Annotated in this window: 9 protein-coding genes and 1 pseudogene; 7 read left to right on the forward strand and 3 right to left on the reverse strand. The window is 48.7% G+C overall.

The annotated features are described in order from the left end of the window. The first annotated feature begins 80 nt into the window (after window positions 1-80). From V7R55_RS13835 to V7R55_RS13845, 3 genes and pseudogenes are all read left to right on the forward strand, one after another. A complete protein-coding gene (locus tag V7R55_RS13835) occupies window positions 81-965 on the forward strand; it encodes a LysR family transcriptional regulator (RefSeq protein ID WP_239241721.1) in 885 nt (294 codons plus the stop codon). Window positions 966-1060: 95 nt separating this feature from the next. Further along, a pseudogene (locus V7R55_RS13840) lies at window positions 1061-1863 on the forward strand (transposase). Window positions 1864-2186: 323 nt separating this feature from the next. Then, window positions 2187-2831, forward strand: a complete 645-nt coding sequence (locus tag V7R55_RS13845) for an SDR family oxidoreductase (protein ID WP_239241723.1) — start codon at window positions 2187-2189, stop codon at window positions 2829-2831. Window positions 2832-2917: 86 nt separating this feature from the next. Here the strand turns inward: V7R55_RS13845 and V7R55_RS13850 are convergent, their stop codons facing one another. From V7R55_RS13850 to V7R55_RS13860, 3 genes are read right to left on the reverse strand one after another with little or no spacing between them, the layout of a single operon-like run. After that, entirely contained in the window at window positions 2918-3844 is a 927-nt protein-coding gene (locus V7R55_RS13850) for a sugar phosphate isomerase/epimerase family protein (protein WP_239241724.1), read from the reverse strand. Continuing rightward, entirely contained in the window at window positions 3841-5568 is a 1728-nt protein-coding gene (locus V7R55_RS13855) for a GMC oxidoreductase (RefSeq protein ID WP_273025170.1), read from the reverse strand. Before V7R55_RS13855 ends, V7R55_RS13850 begins: the two co-directional genes overlap by 4 nt. 14 nt (window positions 5569-5582) lie before the next feature. After that, a complete protein-coding gene (locus V7R55_RS13860; RefSeq protein WP_334059963.1) occupies window positions 5583-6167 on the reverse strand; it encodes a gluconate 2-dehydrogenase subunit 3 family protein in 585 nt (194 codons plus the stop codon). Between the two features lie 541 nt (window positions 6168-6708). Here V7R55_RS13860 and V7R55_RS13865 point away from each other — a divergent pair. The 4 genes from V7R55_RS13865 to V7R55_RS13880 all read left to right on the forward strand — a co-directional run bounded on the left by V7R55_RS13865 (window position 6709) and on the right by V7R55_RS13880 (window position 14730). Next, the gene (locus V7R55_RS13865; protein ID WP_239241727.1) at window positions 6709-9720 is read left to right on the forward strand and encodes a TonB-dependent receptor; all 3012 of its coding nucleotides are present in this window, start codon (window positions 6709-6711) and stop codon (window positions 9718-9720) included. A gap of 130 nt (window positions 9721-9850) precedes the next feature. After that, the gene (locus tag V7R55_RS13870) at window positions 9851-10840 is read left to right on the forward strand and encodes a LacI family DNA-binding transcriptional regulator (protein WP_239241728.1); all 990 of its coding nucleotides are present in this window, start codon (window positions 9851-9853) and stop codon (window positions 10838-10840) included. A 45-nt stretch (window positions 10841-10885) separates the two neighbouring features. Next, window positions 10886-12808, forward strand: a complete 1923-nt coding sequence (locus V7R55_RS13875) for a sialate O-acetylesterase (RefSeq protein WP_334059964.1) — start codon at window positions 10886-10888, stop codon at window positions 12806-12808. A 110-nt stretch (window positions 12809-12918) separates the two neighbouring features. Beyond that, window positions 12919-14730, forward strand: coding sequence for a sodium:solute symporter family protein (locus V7R55_RS13880; protein WP_239241730.1), 1812 nt, complete (start codon window positions 12919-12921; stop codon window positions 14728-14730). Window positions 14731-14747: the final 17 nt, after the last annotated feature.

Below are 14747 nucleotides of genomic sequence, written 5' to 3' on the forward strand. Positions count from 1 at the left end.
ACCTTCATACTAATTGCTAAACATATGGTTGATAATAAGCTTAATCTGCAAAACATTATTGCTAAATAGCAAAGGTGGTTATGGAAAGTTTCGAGGGTATTAATGAGTTTGTTACGGTTGCGGAGAGCAAAGGGTTTTCTGCCGCGGCAAAACAGTTGGGATGCAGCACCAGTCACGTGAGTCGCCAAGTCACGAGGTTAGAAGAGCGGTTAGGTGTCGCTCTTCTAGCGCGTTCAACAAGAATGGTGAGTTTGACTGAGGCTGGGCAGGCGTATTACCAACAGTGTAAGGAGTTAGTGATTGGGCTTCAGCAAGCAAATGAGACCTTAACCACACGGCAGACACAATTAAGCGGCGTACTAAGAGTCAGTGCTGCAGGTGCATTTTCTGAAAATCATGTCGCTCCCGCTTTGATGGCGTTTGGTAAACAACACCCCAATCTCACGGTAGAGATTAACTTCAACACCAGCATGGTTAACTTTATTGAAGACGGCTTTGATTTTGCGATTCGTTATGGAAGGCTCAGTGATTCGGGTTTAATCGCAAGAAAGCTGGTAGACCGTCCAATGGCAGCGGCTGCAAGTCAGAGCTATATTGACGAACATGGCTTACCAACGCACCCGGAGCAGCTTAAACATCACAGCTGCATCATCACAAACAAAGACGTTTGGCTGTTTGAGAAAGACGGACAGCTGTTAGACGGAGTGAAGGTACAAGGTCGATGGAAAAGTAATAATGTCCACACGGTTCTGCAAGCCTGTACCGAAGGTTTAGGTATTGCCTATTTGCCAAAGAGTAGCTTTAACGATGCTATTTCTTCTGGGCGTTTAGTACCGATACTTGAACCCTATTGGGGCAGTGGCAATAGTAGCTGGATTGTGTACCAAAACCGGCATTTCCTGCCATTAAGAGCGAGGTTGGCTATCGATTTTTTACTCGAATACTTCGCTGGCTGGCAGGAGTAAATTGGACGCTTTTTTACCATGTTCGAGCACCTTTCTGCGGCCATATATTTACTAGGTTGTGTCGCTAGGATTGTGTATTGGTTTGATTGTTAAACATGCTCTTTTTAGAAGGCGCCATCACCCAAGCAGATGCAAAAATTAAGTTCAGTCGGGTTAAAGCCCCGAGTCACACCGATATGGAGCATCTTGTTCATGTCATCAGTCACAGAATTGCCGCATACTTGGAAAAGGCAGGGTTAATTGAGCGAGATGTAGACAGGGCTTTTTTGGCTTTTCCGCTAGAAGACGAAGATGGACTTTTGCACTTACAAGCTTCCTCAGTGAACTATCGCATTGCTGTGGGCAAAGGTATAGGCAAGAAAGTATTTTCGCTGCAAACGTTGCTTGCAAAAGATGAAGATAACTATGGGCAATTGGCAAAAATAAACGGATTTAGTTTACATGCGGGAGTGTTCGCTGACACCCATCAAAGCGATAAGCTAGAGCGTCTTTGCCGATATATCGCAAGGCCTGCTCTCAGTGAAAAACGACTAAGCCTCACCTCCACTGGTAACGTCAGATATGAACTCAAGACGCCCTACAAAGACGGAACCACTCATTTTTTTCGTCGATTGACTTCATTGGTAAGCTGGCAGCATTGGTACCACCACCTAGACTCAACCTCCCCCGTTTTTACGGGGTATTCGCTCCCAATGCTAATGTACGCGCAGAGGTCACGGCGTCGAGACGCGGAAAGAACAGTCCTCTTTTAGCCGAGCACCTAAAAGACTCTGACAAACCTTATCATGCAGAGCGCCACCACTTACGGAATCACTGCATACCACGCAGATTGATGACTATGAAATCCAGAAAGATTTTGATTTTGGCGCTTAAGAGCGCTACCACCAATACAGCTTGAACACTTATATGTTGAGGCACTTTTTTTCACGTATCATGAACACATTTACAGTGCCAATGGCCAGCCTATTTTTTGTCTTGACGACACTCTCTCGGTAATTTCCTCCTGTTGTTGAATCTGTAACGCATGAAACAAGCATTAAAACCAGCTGTCATAAAGAATAGTAAATAGTGGTTGTTTACTTATACTCTTGCACCGCACCGGTTGATCTTGCCTCACTCCGCTGAGTACCAAGCTTGTAATTATGATTTTTTTTGCCCTTCTTCCAAACGGGCAAGCCTGAGCGACATTCGCCGGGCGACAATCTGAAAGAGGAGTAAAACATGGCAAACGTATTTATTGTCGGTGCAGCAGGTAAAGTGGGTTCACGTTTAGTGAAGCGGTTAAGTGACAACGACCATCAGGTCACGGCCATGCACCGGAAGCCGGAACAAAGCGAGAGTCTGAACGGGCTGGGAGGGAAACCCTGCCTTCTCAGTATCACAGATGCCAGCGTCGACAGCTTAGCTAAAGCAATGAAAGGCGCTGATACCGTGGTGTTCTCCGCCGGTGCCGGTGTGGAGTTAACGAATGCCGTTGACGGTGAGGGACTGGAAAAATCGGTAGATGCCGCGCAGGCTGCCGGTGTGAAGCGTTTCATTCTTGTTTCGGCATTCCCGGACGCTGGCCGGGGCAAACATATATCAGAAACCTTTGAAAACTACATGCGGGTGAAGCGTCTGGCAGATGTGTATCTGGCGCAAAGTAAACTGGACTGGGTCATCCTCCGGCCAGGCACGCTTACGCTGGAAGAGGGAACCGGAAATGTAAATGCCGGGCTCGCCATTAAATATGGTGATATTTCAAGGGATGATGTGGCTGAAACGCTGCTGGCTATTATCGAAAATGAGGGGATCAGCCGTAAAATTATTGAGCTGACTGAAGGCGAAACCCCCGTCAGGGAAGCCATCGCGTCGGTTCCGGCCTGATTATGGAAATTAAGAAGTAAATCATGATGTCTCTCTGCACCTGCGCAGCAATGCACAGGTGCAGAGAACACAGCATCAGCGCTTAATTATTCTGCAATGATAGCGTCGAAGCCGGCTTTAGAGGCGGCTACAGCATCCATAGGAGAAAGTCCGTCAGGATAGACTTCCTGCTCAATGACAATCCATTCAGCACCACCATCTAAAACTGTCGCACGGTAAATCGCAGACCAGCTTATATCGTCTTTGCCGATAATGGGTAGCAAGTCACTGTCTTCCGGCACATCAGATTTAAAGTGAGTGGTTAATGTTCTGCCGGGATAGCGACGAACGAAAGCAATTGGGTCTTTGTCAGCGTGTACGGTCCAGCCCACATCCTGCTGCAAAATGACTGACTCAGGCGTATGACTGGCAATATAGTCAAAATAGCTGGTATCGCCGTAATTTGCCCATTCCTGAGCATGGTTATGAAAACCAACCTGCATGCCATATGGTGCCAGCGCTTCAGATAAATCAGTAAGTTCCGCAGCGAATGCTTTAACATCATCACCGTTAAATGCGCGGTCATCCCAGGGAATGATCAGAGCATCAATACCCAGCGCCTGATAAAACTCAACGGTGTCTTCCAGATTATCCGTTAACTGCGGAGTTTGCACGTGTGCGCCACTGGCCGTTAAACCAACGGAAGACAGATACGCTTTCAAACCGGCAGGATCGTCTGCGTAGGGACCGAAGTCGCCGGCGAATTCAACACCGTCAAAGCCAAGAGCTGCAAGCTTTTCCAGCGTCCCTTTAAAGTCGTCTTTCAATGCGTCTTTCACCGACCACAGTTGCACGCTGATTTGCGGAGCAACAAAAGCTTGTTCTGTCTCCGGGGCTGTAACCTGTGCAGCCGGTTCAGATGCAGTTTGCTTGTTCTGAGCGGGTTGTTCACTGCAACCACCCAGCAATGCCGTTGCGCCCAGGCCAATAGCCAGTGCTACTGGAGAGAGTCGCTTCATTGTTTTAGTCATCATAGTCGTCCTGATTTGAATTCTTTTACTGCGTAATCAACTGCTCTGGCAGTAATTGCCATAAAGGTTAACGAGGGATTTCCCACGCCAGTAGAACAGAAACTGGCACCGTCTGTAACAAATAAATTCGGTACGTCATGAGCCTGGTTATAGCCGTTTAAAATGGAATCTTTCGGGTCCCGGCCCATTCTGGCTGTTCCCACTTCGTGAATAGCCAGGCCCGGCGCCTGACCCAGAATACGCTGTTCAATATTATTGAAGCCGGCTTTTTCCATCATCGAAGAGGCCACTTCCAGCGCACTTTGCATCATGGCGTTTTCGTTATCTGACCACTTGCAGTTAATATTTAACTGAGGAATGCCCCATTTGTCTTTTTTGGTACTGTGCAGCGCCACCTGATTATCGTGACGGGGAAGCATTTCACCCTGCGCCTGCAGGCCAATTCCCCAGCCGCCAGGATTATGTAACAGTGACTTAAAGGACTTTCCAAAACCATCCATACTGCCCATTGACTGCCAGTCAGCACGGGATGCACTGCCAGCTAACGCATAACCCCGTTTGAAGTCTTTATGGTAGCGGCCGGGTTCATAATGGAAGTTAGGAATATACAGCGATGCCGGTCTGCGGCCGGAATAATATTCTTCTTCATAGCCGTCAATGCTGGCTGTTACCAGTGCATTGTAATTGTGGTCCATCAGATAATGGCCAAGTACGCCGGAGCTGTTAGCAATACCGTCGGGGAATTGTTTAGATGTGCTGTTCAGCATGATCTGAGTGGTCCCCAGAGTGGAAGCACATAAGAACACCACTTTGGCGTAATATTCCCGCTGTTTCAGGGTATCGTTGTCGATAACACGTACACCCTTCACGCGATTGGTTTTCTCATCATATATCAGGCTTTCCACCACGCTGTTTGGGGCAATGTATAGATTACCTGTTTTGGCTGCAGCGGGCAGGGTAGCGCTTTGTGTTGAGAAGTAAGCACCCAGCGAGCAGCCTTTCTGACATTCGTTTCTTGCCATGCACTGTGCACGGCCCATTTCCAGATGGATTTTCTGAGGCTTTGTTAAATGGGCGCAACGGCTTATGATGACCGGTTTGTCCGGCTCTGCTTCCGCCATTTTAGCGGTGAAATCCAGCTCGGGTTTTGTCATTTCAAACGGCGGTAAGAATACGCTGTCCGGCAATTGTGGCAGGTTCGCCGCAGCTCCGCTGATCCCCACGAACTTTTCTACATACTCATACCAGGGCGCTAAATCCTTGTAGCGGATGGGCCAGTCATTGCCGTGGCCATCTTTCTTATTTGCTTCAAAGTCGAAGGCACTCATACGGTATGACTGACGGTGCCAGAGTAACGATTTACCCCCCAGCTGATTAGCTCTGATCCAGCTGAAATCCGTCCCTTCCTCTGTACTGTAAGGATAATCTTTATCGTTACCAAAGAAGTGTTTTGTCCCGTCATGGAAGGCGTAACACTGCTTTTGGATTTTGTATTGCTCATCAGTAAGTTCTTTTGCCACCTTGGTACGGTTGGCATATTCCCAGGGCGGTACGGCTTCTGAGATATAGTCTTTGCGGTGCTCAACGACACGGCCACGCTCTATCATAAGCGTTTTCATGCCTTTTTCGGTCAGCTCTTTTGCCGCCCAGCCTCCGGTAACGCCTGAACCAATTACGATGGCATCGTAAACTTCTGAAGATTCATCTATATACATTTCTTTGTTCATTTCGGTACTTCCGGCTAGTAATAAGCTTTAGAGCTGTAAGCGCTGCCCACAGAGGCAAGTGGCACCGAGCCCTTGAAACCGCCGGGTAAAGGCAGGTAGGTCAGTTCTTTTGTCGCGCCCGGCTGAGATGTGTAATAACCAAACACGATCAGGCTTTTAAGGAACTTGAACGTGCCCTTTTGAGCGGCAGAAAAGGGGGCTTCTGCTTTCTCCAGGGCAGTTAACAAGCGCAATTGGGACGCTTCGTTCAAGAGGAAAAACTGCTTAGCGCCAAAGGATGTGGCGTTCTTATCAATGCTGGCAAGCAGTGCGATAGCTGACTGTTGTTCATCTTCGCCGTACACCACGCTTAACTGATGATCGATAAAGTGGTGACACATGACCTCAGCAGCACCGGGGGTGCTGGTTTGAGGAATAGTCAGCGCGCAAATCCGGCGCAGGGTTTCTAATGCATTGACGCTCAATAATGCCGGTGATGCCGCAGTGGCATCGCCTCTGAAGTGTTGAGCGGCAGCGATGGCATTGCCGCTTAACAGGGAAGTTGCGCCAATGCCCCCTACAGCGGTAAGTGTTTTAAGAAGTTGTCTTCTATTCATCATGGGTCCTGAAAATCCAACTGGTGTCCGGAACGTTTTATTTTTGTGATGCTGTGTAAATTGATTTAACAATTTGCGGAGTACCTTAGCGTATTTATGTAACCGGTTTCAATAATTTCTATGTTTCGTTGTTATATTTCATTTTAACTTATTGAATAATATATCTTTATTGATGGCTGTTGTGGTTTTTGTTGCTGATAACGGTTTCTTTAATTGAATAGTGTTCCGTAGTTTCGTCTTAAAAATAATACCATTCATCGCGGAGCCTTTTAGGCTTAATCCGCCTTTTGATGGCATGAAAAACCACCTTTTTAATAAGGCTGATTTTAGTTAAGTTTTTGAATTATAGCGTTTTTTAAATTGTGTAAATTACGTGAGTATACTGCCTCCAATTTAGGTTGTGCTGTAAAATTGCTGTTATTGAAAAGTAAATTTTAATGTAATAGATTGCCTCTGATGAAAACGGTTACATTACGGGTGTGGTATCGGGAGGACACGAAATTGCACCCTTTTTAAGAAAATTTTTCGCAATTAGGGACCAGAGATGAAAGAGACATTTGACGGAAAACATGGCGTGAAACGTTCGGTGTTGGCATTGTGCGTACTAGCGGCCATCCAACCTGTAACAGCCTTCGCACAAGAGACAGAAGTACCTGATGACAGTGATATCGAAGTGATTAACGTCAGCGGTATCCGTGGCTCTCAGGAAGCTTCCATTTTCAACAAACGAACTGCAGCCACTGTTGTAGACTCTATTGCTGCAACCGATATCGGTAAACTGCCGGATGTAACAATTTCAGACTCTTTGCAGCGTATTTCCGGTGTGCAAATTCGCCGTACTGCGGGCGAGGGTGGTTCACTCAATATCCGGGGATTACCTCAAGTAGTCACTCAGCTGAACGGTGAACAGTATCTTGGTGCAAACTCTGTTGTATCCACTCAACCTAACTTCAGCGATATCCCGTCACCTCTGTTCCGTGGTGCTGATGTATTTAAAAATGCCACAGCCAATCTGGGCAATGCCGGTATCACCGGTACTGTTAACTTAAAAACTTATCGTCCGTTTGATTTTGAAGAAGGCTCTACCTTCAGCGGTGCAGCAGAAATGCAACGTGGCGATGAAACTAAAAAGAACGATCCTAATTTATCTGCGTTGTATAACTGGCAGAACGGCGATGTGGGTTTCATGATCTCCGGTACCTACGCCAATGTGAATCTGGCGAACTCGTATAATGGTATCAATACCGGCAGCCCGGGCGATGCCGGCTGGACCGACCGCACCAGTGCAGCGGAAGTTGGCGTGGACGGCCGTGATGGCCGCGTTACCTTAGGTTCACAAGGTTTTTCTGCCTGGAATCAGGGCACTGAACGTGAGCGTCTGGGTCTGAATACATCCATGCAGGTAGATTTGGGTGAAGGTTTTGTTTTCACCGCAGATGTGTTCTATACCGAGCAGGAAGAATACAACCGTAAAGTCGGTTTAAGTGCGACCAACAAGTGGGGCCCCCGCGGCTGGTTTACGCCAACACAGGAGCGTGCCACCGGTGCAATGATTGACGGCGGCGAAATGTATTCCTGGCAAACGGCTGAGCTGTATCCGTCACGTCTGAAGTCATTCACTCAGAACGATGTGTACAACAACAGTTCTACCAACATTAACCTGCAATTAGATTACGATAACGGCGGCGCATTCAGTGGTCAGTTCCGTGCAATTATCGGGCGTGCCTCGCAGGAACACCGTCACGGTTATAACGAAGGCGATATGACCAACGGGTCAACCACGCTGGGTCGTACAACTAACCTGGTTCCGTCTGACAAGTGCGGACCCGATGATGTGGTTGTGGGCGATGACGGCGGCTGTCTGCAAGCTATTAATGCTATGGGCTACAGCGAAAATCCGCATTTGACTTATGACACTACCGGTGAGCACCCTGTGTGGAGCGGCTTTGACCGTTCACTGGCCGGCGGCCTGGGTGACGGCGCGACCATCGCAGATTACATGGGCAATTTGTCCAGCTACAACATTGGCGCTTTCAGCTCTGAGAACAATGAAAACTCAGAAGGCGACATCAACGCCTTTAGCATGAAAGGCAAATATTTGTTCGACAGCGGTTACGTGACCAGCATCGAAGGCGGTATCCGCTATGGTAAACGCAGCGCAGACTACGAGCGTTATCACCTGTTTTCACCGGTACAAACCGCCGGCTGTATGGCACAGTGGAAAGCGACAGACGTATTGCTGAATGCTGATGCGCCAGCGTGTTCAGACGGCGAGATGGTAAACGGCGAATTCATGCCTTATGCCGCTCTGGAAAGCATTCCTCTTGATCAGTACAACAACGTGGTACAGGTCACAGACTTCGGTCCTGTCTCCGGTATTCCTGCAATTTGGGCGGTTGATCCTGCAGATTACGATGATCCTGAAGCCTTCCATAACCGTGTTTTCGGTGAGTCGGTAAAACAAATCGTTCCCGGTTCCAGCTTCAGCGCTGATGTGGCTGAGCTAAGCTACTTCCTGCAGGCAAACTTCGAAGGTATGGACGGTTTAATGACTGGTAACGTGGGTATTCGTGTTATTGAAACTGACCTTACTGTGAAGCAGAACATTGCCGGTGACAACCTGCCTTATAGTGGTACCGCTATTGATACAGGCGATGTGGTTTCAAGCCGTGACTATACTGATGTGTTACCAACACTGAACCTGTCTTACAGCATCACGGACAACGTAATTGCACGTTTTGCTTATTCAGAAAACATGACACCGCTTAACCTGAATCAGTACGGTGAAGGTTTAACGTTAAGCAATGCGTTAGATTCAGTAGAAGGCAGCCCGACACAAGGTCAGTTCATTGTGACCGGTGGTAGCCTAGCTGGTAATCCGCAGCTTGATCCATGGCGCTCGACTAACTACGACGTGTCGTTAGAATGGTATCCCGGTCAGGCCAGTATGGTATCTGCTGCACTATTCCGTGTTGAAATTGACAGCTTCACTGTGAACCAGACGGTAGACATGGAAATGCCTGATGCGGACGGTATCGTGCGTCGCAGCGTACCAATCACTACGCTGGTTCAGGGAGACGGTGGTACGCTGGAAGGTTTTGAAATCGGTGCGAAAATCGCGTTCAGTGACTTCATCGAAGGTGAGTCTCTGTTAGCCAGCTTCGGTATGGATACTAACTTCACTTATTCACCCAGTGAAGGTTCCGGTACTGACATTTACGGCGAAGAGAATATGTTTAACGACAACTCTGAGCGTCAGCTTAACGTTATCGGCTGGTATCAGGGCGACCGTTTTGAAGCACGTATTGCTTACAACTACCGCAGCGAACGCTTAGCCGGTCAGGGTGGTTGGGGAGCACTGAACCTGTATCAGGCACCGACATCTTATGTGGACATTTCTGCCAGCTACGACATTGATGAGAATTTCTCTGTGTATGCGCAGGGCTCGAACATCACTGGCGAGTACGAAGACTATTACCTGCAATGGGAAGATCAGTACGCCTTCCAGAACTACTATGAAACGCGCTACATCGTGGGCGTAAGAGCGAAGTTCTGAGCTTAAGCAGAAAGTCGTGAAGCGGGGGTACGATTAGTACCCCCGATGTTTTACACTGCATGAATTATTAAAAAAGCGTGAAGGGAGTTTGTTGAATTCCCTTACCATTCCAGCGTAGAAAGTATCGACTATGGCCACTATCCGTGATGTTTCCAGAGAGTCAGGCTTATCAATAGCCACCGTTTCAAGAGCTATCAGTAACCCTGAAATGGTCTCAAAGCAAAGTCTCCGCCGTGTGAATCAGGCGATAGAGAAATTGCAGTACCGGCCAAATCTCACCTCTCAAAAATTTCGCTTACAGCGCACTAACACCATTGTGGTGCTGGTACCTAACATTGCTAACCTGTTTTTCGCGCAGCTAATCAGTGGCGTTGAAGATACGGCTGCAAAACATGGTTTTAATGTGTTGCTCGGTGATACCCGTGACAGTGCCAGCCGGGAGCAGGAATTTATTCAACTGGTGGAAACCCGTCAGGCGGACGGATTAATTCAGCTGACTCCCCACAATGACAAAGCTGTTTTGCCTATTAAAGATGTAAAAGCCGTGAATGCGGCTGGCTCTGCCGGTACCCCTTACTATTCTGTTCGCATCGACAATGAAGAAGCCGCAGCCAAAATGGTGACGTATCTGGTCAGTCAGGGCCACCGCCGAATCGGTATGATTTCCGGCCTGAAAGACAACCTTCACTCCATGGCCAGGCAGGATGGCTATAAACAGGCGCTGGAAAATGCCGGCATTGCCTTTGATGAAGAGCTGGTGGTTGAAGGCGACTTTTCGTTCTGGTCCGGATTTAATGCAGTGAAGCATTTCGTCAACATGGATGAGCAGCCTACGGCGCTTTTCTGTGCTAACGATGAAATGGCAATCGGTGCACTAAAAGGCTTAAAAGAGAAAGGTCTGAAAGTACCGGATAACATTTCTGTCACCGGCTTTGACGATCTGGATATGGCCAATTACTGCGATCCTCCGTTGACCACCATCAGGCAGCCTGCTGTGAGAATGGGGGAAGAAGCTGCCGAATTGCTGTTCCGCATAATTGAAGGTGAACAGCCGAAACTTACCGAATACATTTTACCGTTTGAAATCATTATCCGGGAAAGCACGCGGGCGGTTAAATAGCACTCTTCTTGCTGCGTGCACGCCGGTTAACCTCAGGAAATTGAAATGAAAAAAAGCCTCTTGTGCATGACACTGTCCATTGTCATGTCAGTGCATGCATCCGCAGCAGAAATAGCGACGTTATTTACTGATCACATGGTGTTACAGCGTGACAAACCGGTCAATGTGTGGGGCACAGGTGCGCCCGGCGAAACTGTCCGTGTTGTGATAAATAACGTGGAACAAACCACAACGGTAACAGCTTCCGGGAACTGGACCCTTTCGTTACCGGCACAAGCAAAAGGCGGCCCTTATACTCTTTCTGTGCAGGGTGATAATACCTTGTCATTTGATGATGTGTGGTACGGCGATGTGTGGATTGCCGCCGGGCAATCCAACATGGAATGGGATTTAAAAGACCACGTTACAGGTAATGAAAAAGCACTGGCTGAAGCCGGTAATGCACGCATTCGCCTTTATGATGTGCCAAATACCCTGTCGCCGGAAGTGCAGACCACATTGCCTGAGAGCAAGTGGCAGGTCGCCAATGCCAGCACTGCGGGTGCATCCTCTGCCGTGGCCTGGTTTTTTGCTGAAAAAGTCTCATCAGAAGAAGATGTGATGGTGGGCATTATTGAAACTAACTGGGGCGGCACACCGGCTGAAGCCTGGATTGATTTGGCGACGGTTGAAACTGTGCCCGGCTACCGGGAACAGGCTGAAGCAGTAAAACGCAACCCTGACTGGGCAAAAACGCTGCGTGACAACGACACGCGAAATACCGAAAAGTGGCGCCGCATCGACAGTGAAGCCGTAGCATTGGCTACCGGTGCGGCTGAGGTTGATTATGATGACAGTCAATGGCCTGAAGTCACCCTGCCGAACAGTACACCGTTTACTGAATTTACCTGGTTGCGGCATACCTTCACGCTTACAGATGATGATCTGTCGAAATCTGTCACGATTAATGTGGGTGACATTGTTCAGAACGCTTTTGTGTTTATTAACGGTCACGTAGTTGCGAAAGAAGACTGGCGCAATGGTGATTCACTGCATCACCTGCCTGAAAAGTGGCTGCGGCGGGGAAAAAACGTATTCGCTATCCGGGTGACGAACGACTGGGATAACAAAGCCTATGTGGGCCGGCCGGCACAAATCTGGCGCGAAGTCGGCTCTGAGAAAGTTGATATATCCGGACAATGGCGGGGCACTAATACCATTGAACCCCCTGTTCCTGAGGTTGAAAACTACACCTTCACTCCCGGGTTTTTGTATAACGCGATGATAAATCCCTTGCTACCTTACCGGGTAAAAGGCGTTATCTGGTATCAGGGCGAAAGCAATGTCGATCGTCAGGAATACTACGCAGACTTATTTAAAACACTGATCAGGACATGGCGCAAAAAGGCGGATGGCGACACATTGCCATTCCTGTTTGTGCAGCTTTCAGCATTTTTGAAACCACAGGCCTTACAGCCCGACAGTGCATGGGCTTACCTGCGGGATGCACAAAAAGAGACGTTATCTCTGCCGGATACTGGCATGGCTGTGTCCATTGATGTGGGTAATCCGGACGACATTCATCCTAAAAACAAGCGGCCTGTGGGCGAGAGGTTATGGCGTCAGGCGGCCCGGCAGGCGTACGGCCATCAGGATACCGTAACGTCAGGGCCGGACTTTTCAGGTATGGATATTAAAGGCGATAAAGTGACGTTACGTTTCAGCAATGCTGAGGGCCTGACAACAACAGAAGGTAACGCACCTGCAGGCTTTATTATCGCCGGTGAAGATAAGCGGTTCTTTCTTGCTGACGCGGAACTGGACGGTGAGACGATTATATTAACTAATGCGAATGTGAAGAAACCTGTTGCCGTGCGTTATGCCTGGGCTGCTTATCCGGTCGTAAATCTGGTGAACGGGGAAGGCTTACCCGCAGTACCCTTCAGAACGGACAACTGGACCGCTTCATCGGTAACCGCAGGGCAGTAGCGTCACACCGTTTGACGGGTTACATTCGTTAATACATTGTTTATTGACGACAACCGGTTTCAAAAAGGTAAAATGGTGACTGAGCCTCACCGGCCCTAATGGAACATGCTATGAAGTTGTCGTCTTTTGACGTTCTCGTCATTTCTGGCTATCTCTGTGTTGTCATTCTGCTTGGAATGGGAATAGCCAGATTTAACAAAAAAAACACAACAGATTATTTTCTCGGCCAGAATAAAATCCCCTGGCCGTTCCTCGGGCTGTCCAATGCCTCAGGTATGTTCGATATCAGTGGTACCATGTGGATGGTGTACCTGCTTTTTATCTATGGTTTGAAAAGCGTATTCATTCCCTGGCTCTGGCCCAGCTTTAACCAAATTTTTCTTATGATTTTCCTTTCCATCTGGCTGCGCAGGTCGGGTGTGATGACGGGGGGAGAATGGATACGGTTCCGGTTTGGCGAAGGGCGGGGTGCCACGCTGAGCCATATCATTGTTGTTGTATTTGCTTTGATCAGTGTGCTGGGGCTTCTTGCTTACGGATTCACCGGCATCGGCAAATTCGCTGCGGCCTTCCTGCCCTGGCAGTTAAGTGAAGATGTCAGGGTTAACGAAATGCTTTACGGCGCTTTGATCACCGGGTTTACTGCGCTTTATGTTGTCCGCGGTGGCATGGTGAGTGTGGTCTACACAGAGGTGTTACAGTTTTTAGTCATGACCGCGGCCTGCATTGCCATCGGTGTGATTGCAATGATGCAGGTTTCTCCGGATATGCTGGCTGCGGTGGTGCCTGAGGGATGGACATCACTGTCGTTTGGCTGGCAACTGGATTTGGATTGGCAAACGTTGTTGCCTGAGGCTAATGAACGGATTGCCGGTGACGGCTATTCACTGTTTTCGCTTTTTATCATGCTGGGGCTTTTCAAAGGCATTTTGCAAAGTCTGGCCGGGCCGGCGCCTAACTTTGATATGCAGCGTATTCTTGCTGCGCGCACACCATCAGAGGCGGCTAAAATGAGCGGTTTTGTCAGTATTGTACTGTTATTTCCCCGCTACATGATGGTCACCGGGCTCACCGTACTGGCGCTGGTTTATCTCACGCCGGCTTTAAAACAAATGAACAGCGCTGCAGATTTCGAGCAAATATTACCGCTGACCCTGGCCAATTTTATTCCGTCAGGTCTGCTGGGGCTCATTATTGCCGGGCTGCTGGCAACTTTCATGTCTACCTTTGCTGCCACATCAAACGCCGCGCCGGCCTATGTGGTCAACGATATTTATAAACGCTACATCAATCCTGATATACCGGAAAGAAAGGCGCTGAAACTCAGTTATCTGGTGTCTGTTCTTTTCGTCGTCTGCGGTTCGTTACTCGGGCTGTTTGTACCGTCACTCAACAGTATGGTGATGTGGCTGGTGTCTGCGCTATACGGCGGTTATACGGCAGCGAATGTGCTGAAGTGGTACTGGTGGCGTTTCAACGGTATAGCATTCTTTTGCGGCATGACGGCGGGAATTATTCTGTCAGTCTTTCTTATGCTTACGGACATTCAGCCGTTCTATGCATTCCCGTTTTTATTCGGTTTTTGCTTACTGGTGTGCGTTGGCGTCAGCCTGCTCACCCAACCGGATGATATGGAGGTGCTGAAGGTGTTCTATCAGAAAACCCGTCCCTGGGGCTGGTGGCTACCAGTCGTGCGGGCACTGCAGGAAGATGGCGTCGCAATAACGGCGAACAACCAGTTTAAAAAAGATGCCGCTAATGTGGTGGTGGGTGTTATCTGGCATACATCATTAACCGCAGCACCAATCTTCATGGTCATTAAAGCCTGGGAACCCTTTGTTGTCAGCCTGTCTGTGATAGCTCTGTGCACTGCGTGGCTAAAAATATTCTGGTGGGATCCGCTGAAGCGCACGGCGGAGTGACTGGCGCAGAGACTTTC

The sequence above is a fragment of the Alteromonas sp. S005 genome (genome assembly GCF_036864475.1).
In the GTDB taxonomy this organism is placed as follows: Bacteria; Pseudomonadota; Gammaproteobacteria; order Enterobacterales; family Alteromonadaceae; genus Alteromonas.

What these genes read in the sequence shown, in the direction of transcription:
- V7R55_RS13835 (WP_239241721.1), top strand. Translation starts at nt 81, where the DNA reads ATGGAAAGTTTCGAGGGTATTAATGAGTTTGTTACGGTTGCGGAGAGC.
- V7R55_RS13845 (WP_239241723.1), top strand. Translation starts at nt 2,187, where the DNA reads ATGGCAAACGTATTTATTGTCGGTGCAGCAGGTAAAGTGGGTTCACGT.
- V7R55_RS13850 (WP_239241724.1), bottom strand. Translation starts at nt 3,844, where the DNA reads ATGATGACTAAAACAATGAAGCGACTCTCTCCAGTAGCACTGGCTATT.
- V7R55_RS13855 (WP_273025170.1), bottom strand. Translation starts at nt 5,568, where the DNA reads ATGAACAAAGAAATGTATATAGATGAATCTTCAGAAGTTTACGATGCC.
- V7R55_RS13860 (WP_334059963.1), bottom strand. Translation starts at nt 6,167, where the DNA reads ATGATGAATAGAAGACAACTTCTTAAAACACTTACCGCTGTAGGGGGC.
- V7R55_RS13865 (WP_239241727.1), top strand. Translation starts at nt 6,709, where the DNA reads ATGAAAGAGACATTTGACGGAAAACATGGCGTGAAACGTTCGGTGTTG.
- V7R55_RS13870 (WP_239241728.1), top strand. Translation starts at nt 9,851, where the DNA reads ATGGCCACTATCCGTGATGTTTCCAGAGAGTCAGGCTTATCAATAGCC.
- V7R55_RS13875 (WP_334059964.1), top strand. Translation starts at nt 10,886, where the DNA reads ATGAAAAAAAGCCTCTTGTGCATGACACTGTCCATTGTCATGTCAGTG.
- V7R55_RS13880 (WP_239241730.1), top strand. Translation starts at nt 12,919, where the DNA reads ATGAAGTTGTCGTCTTTTGACGTTCTCGTCATTTCTGGCTATCTCTGT.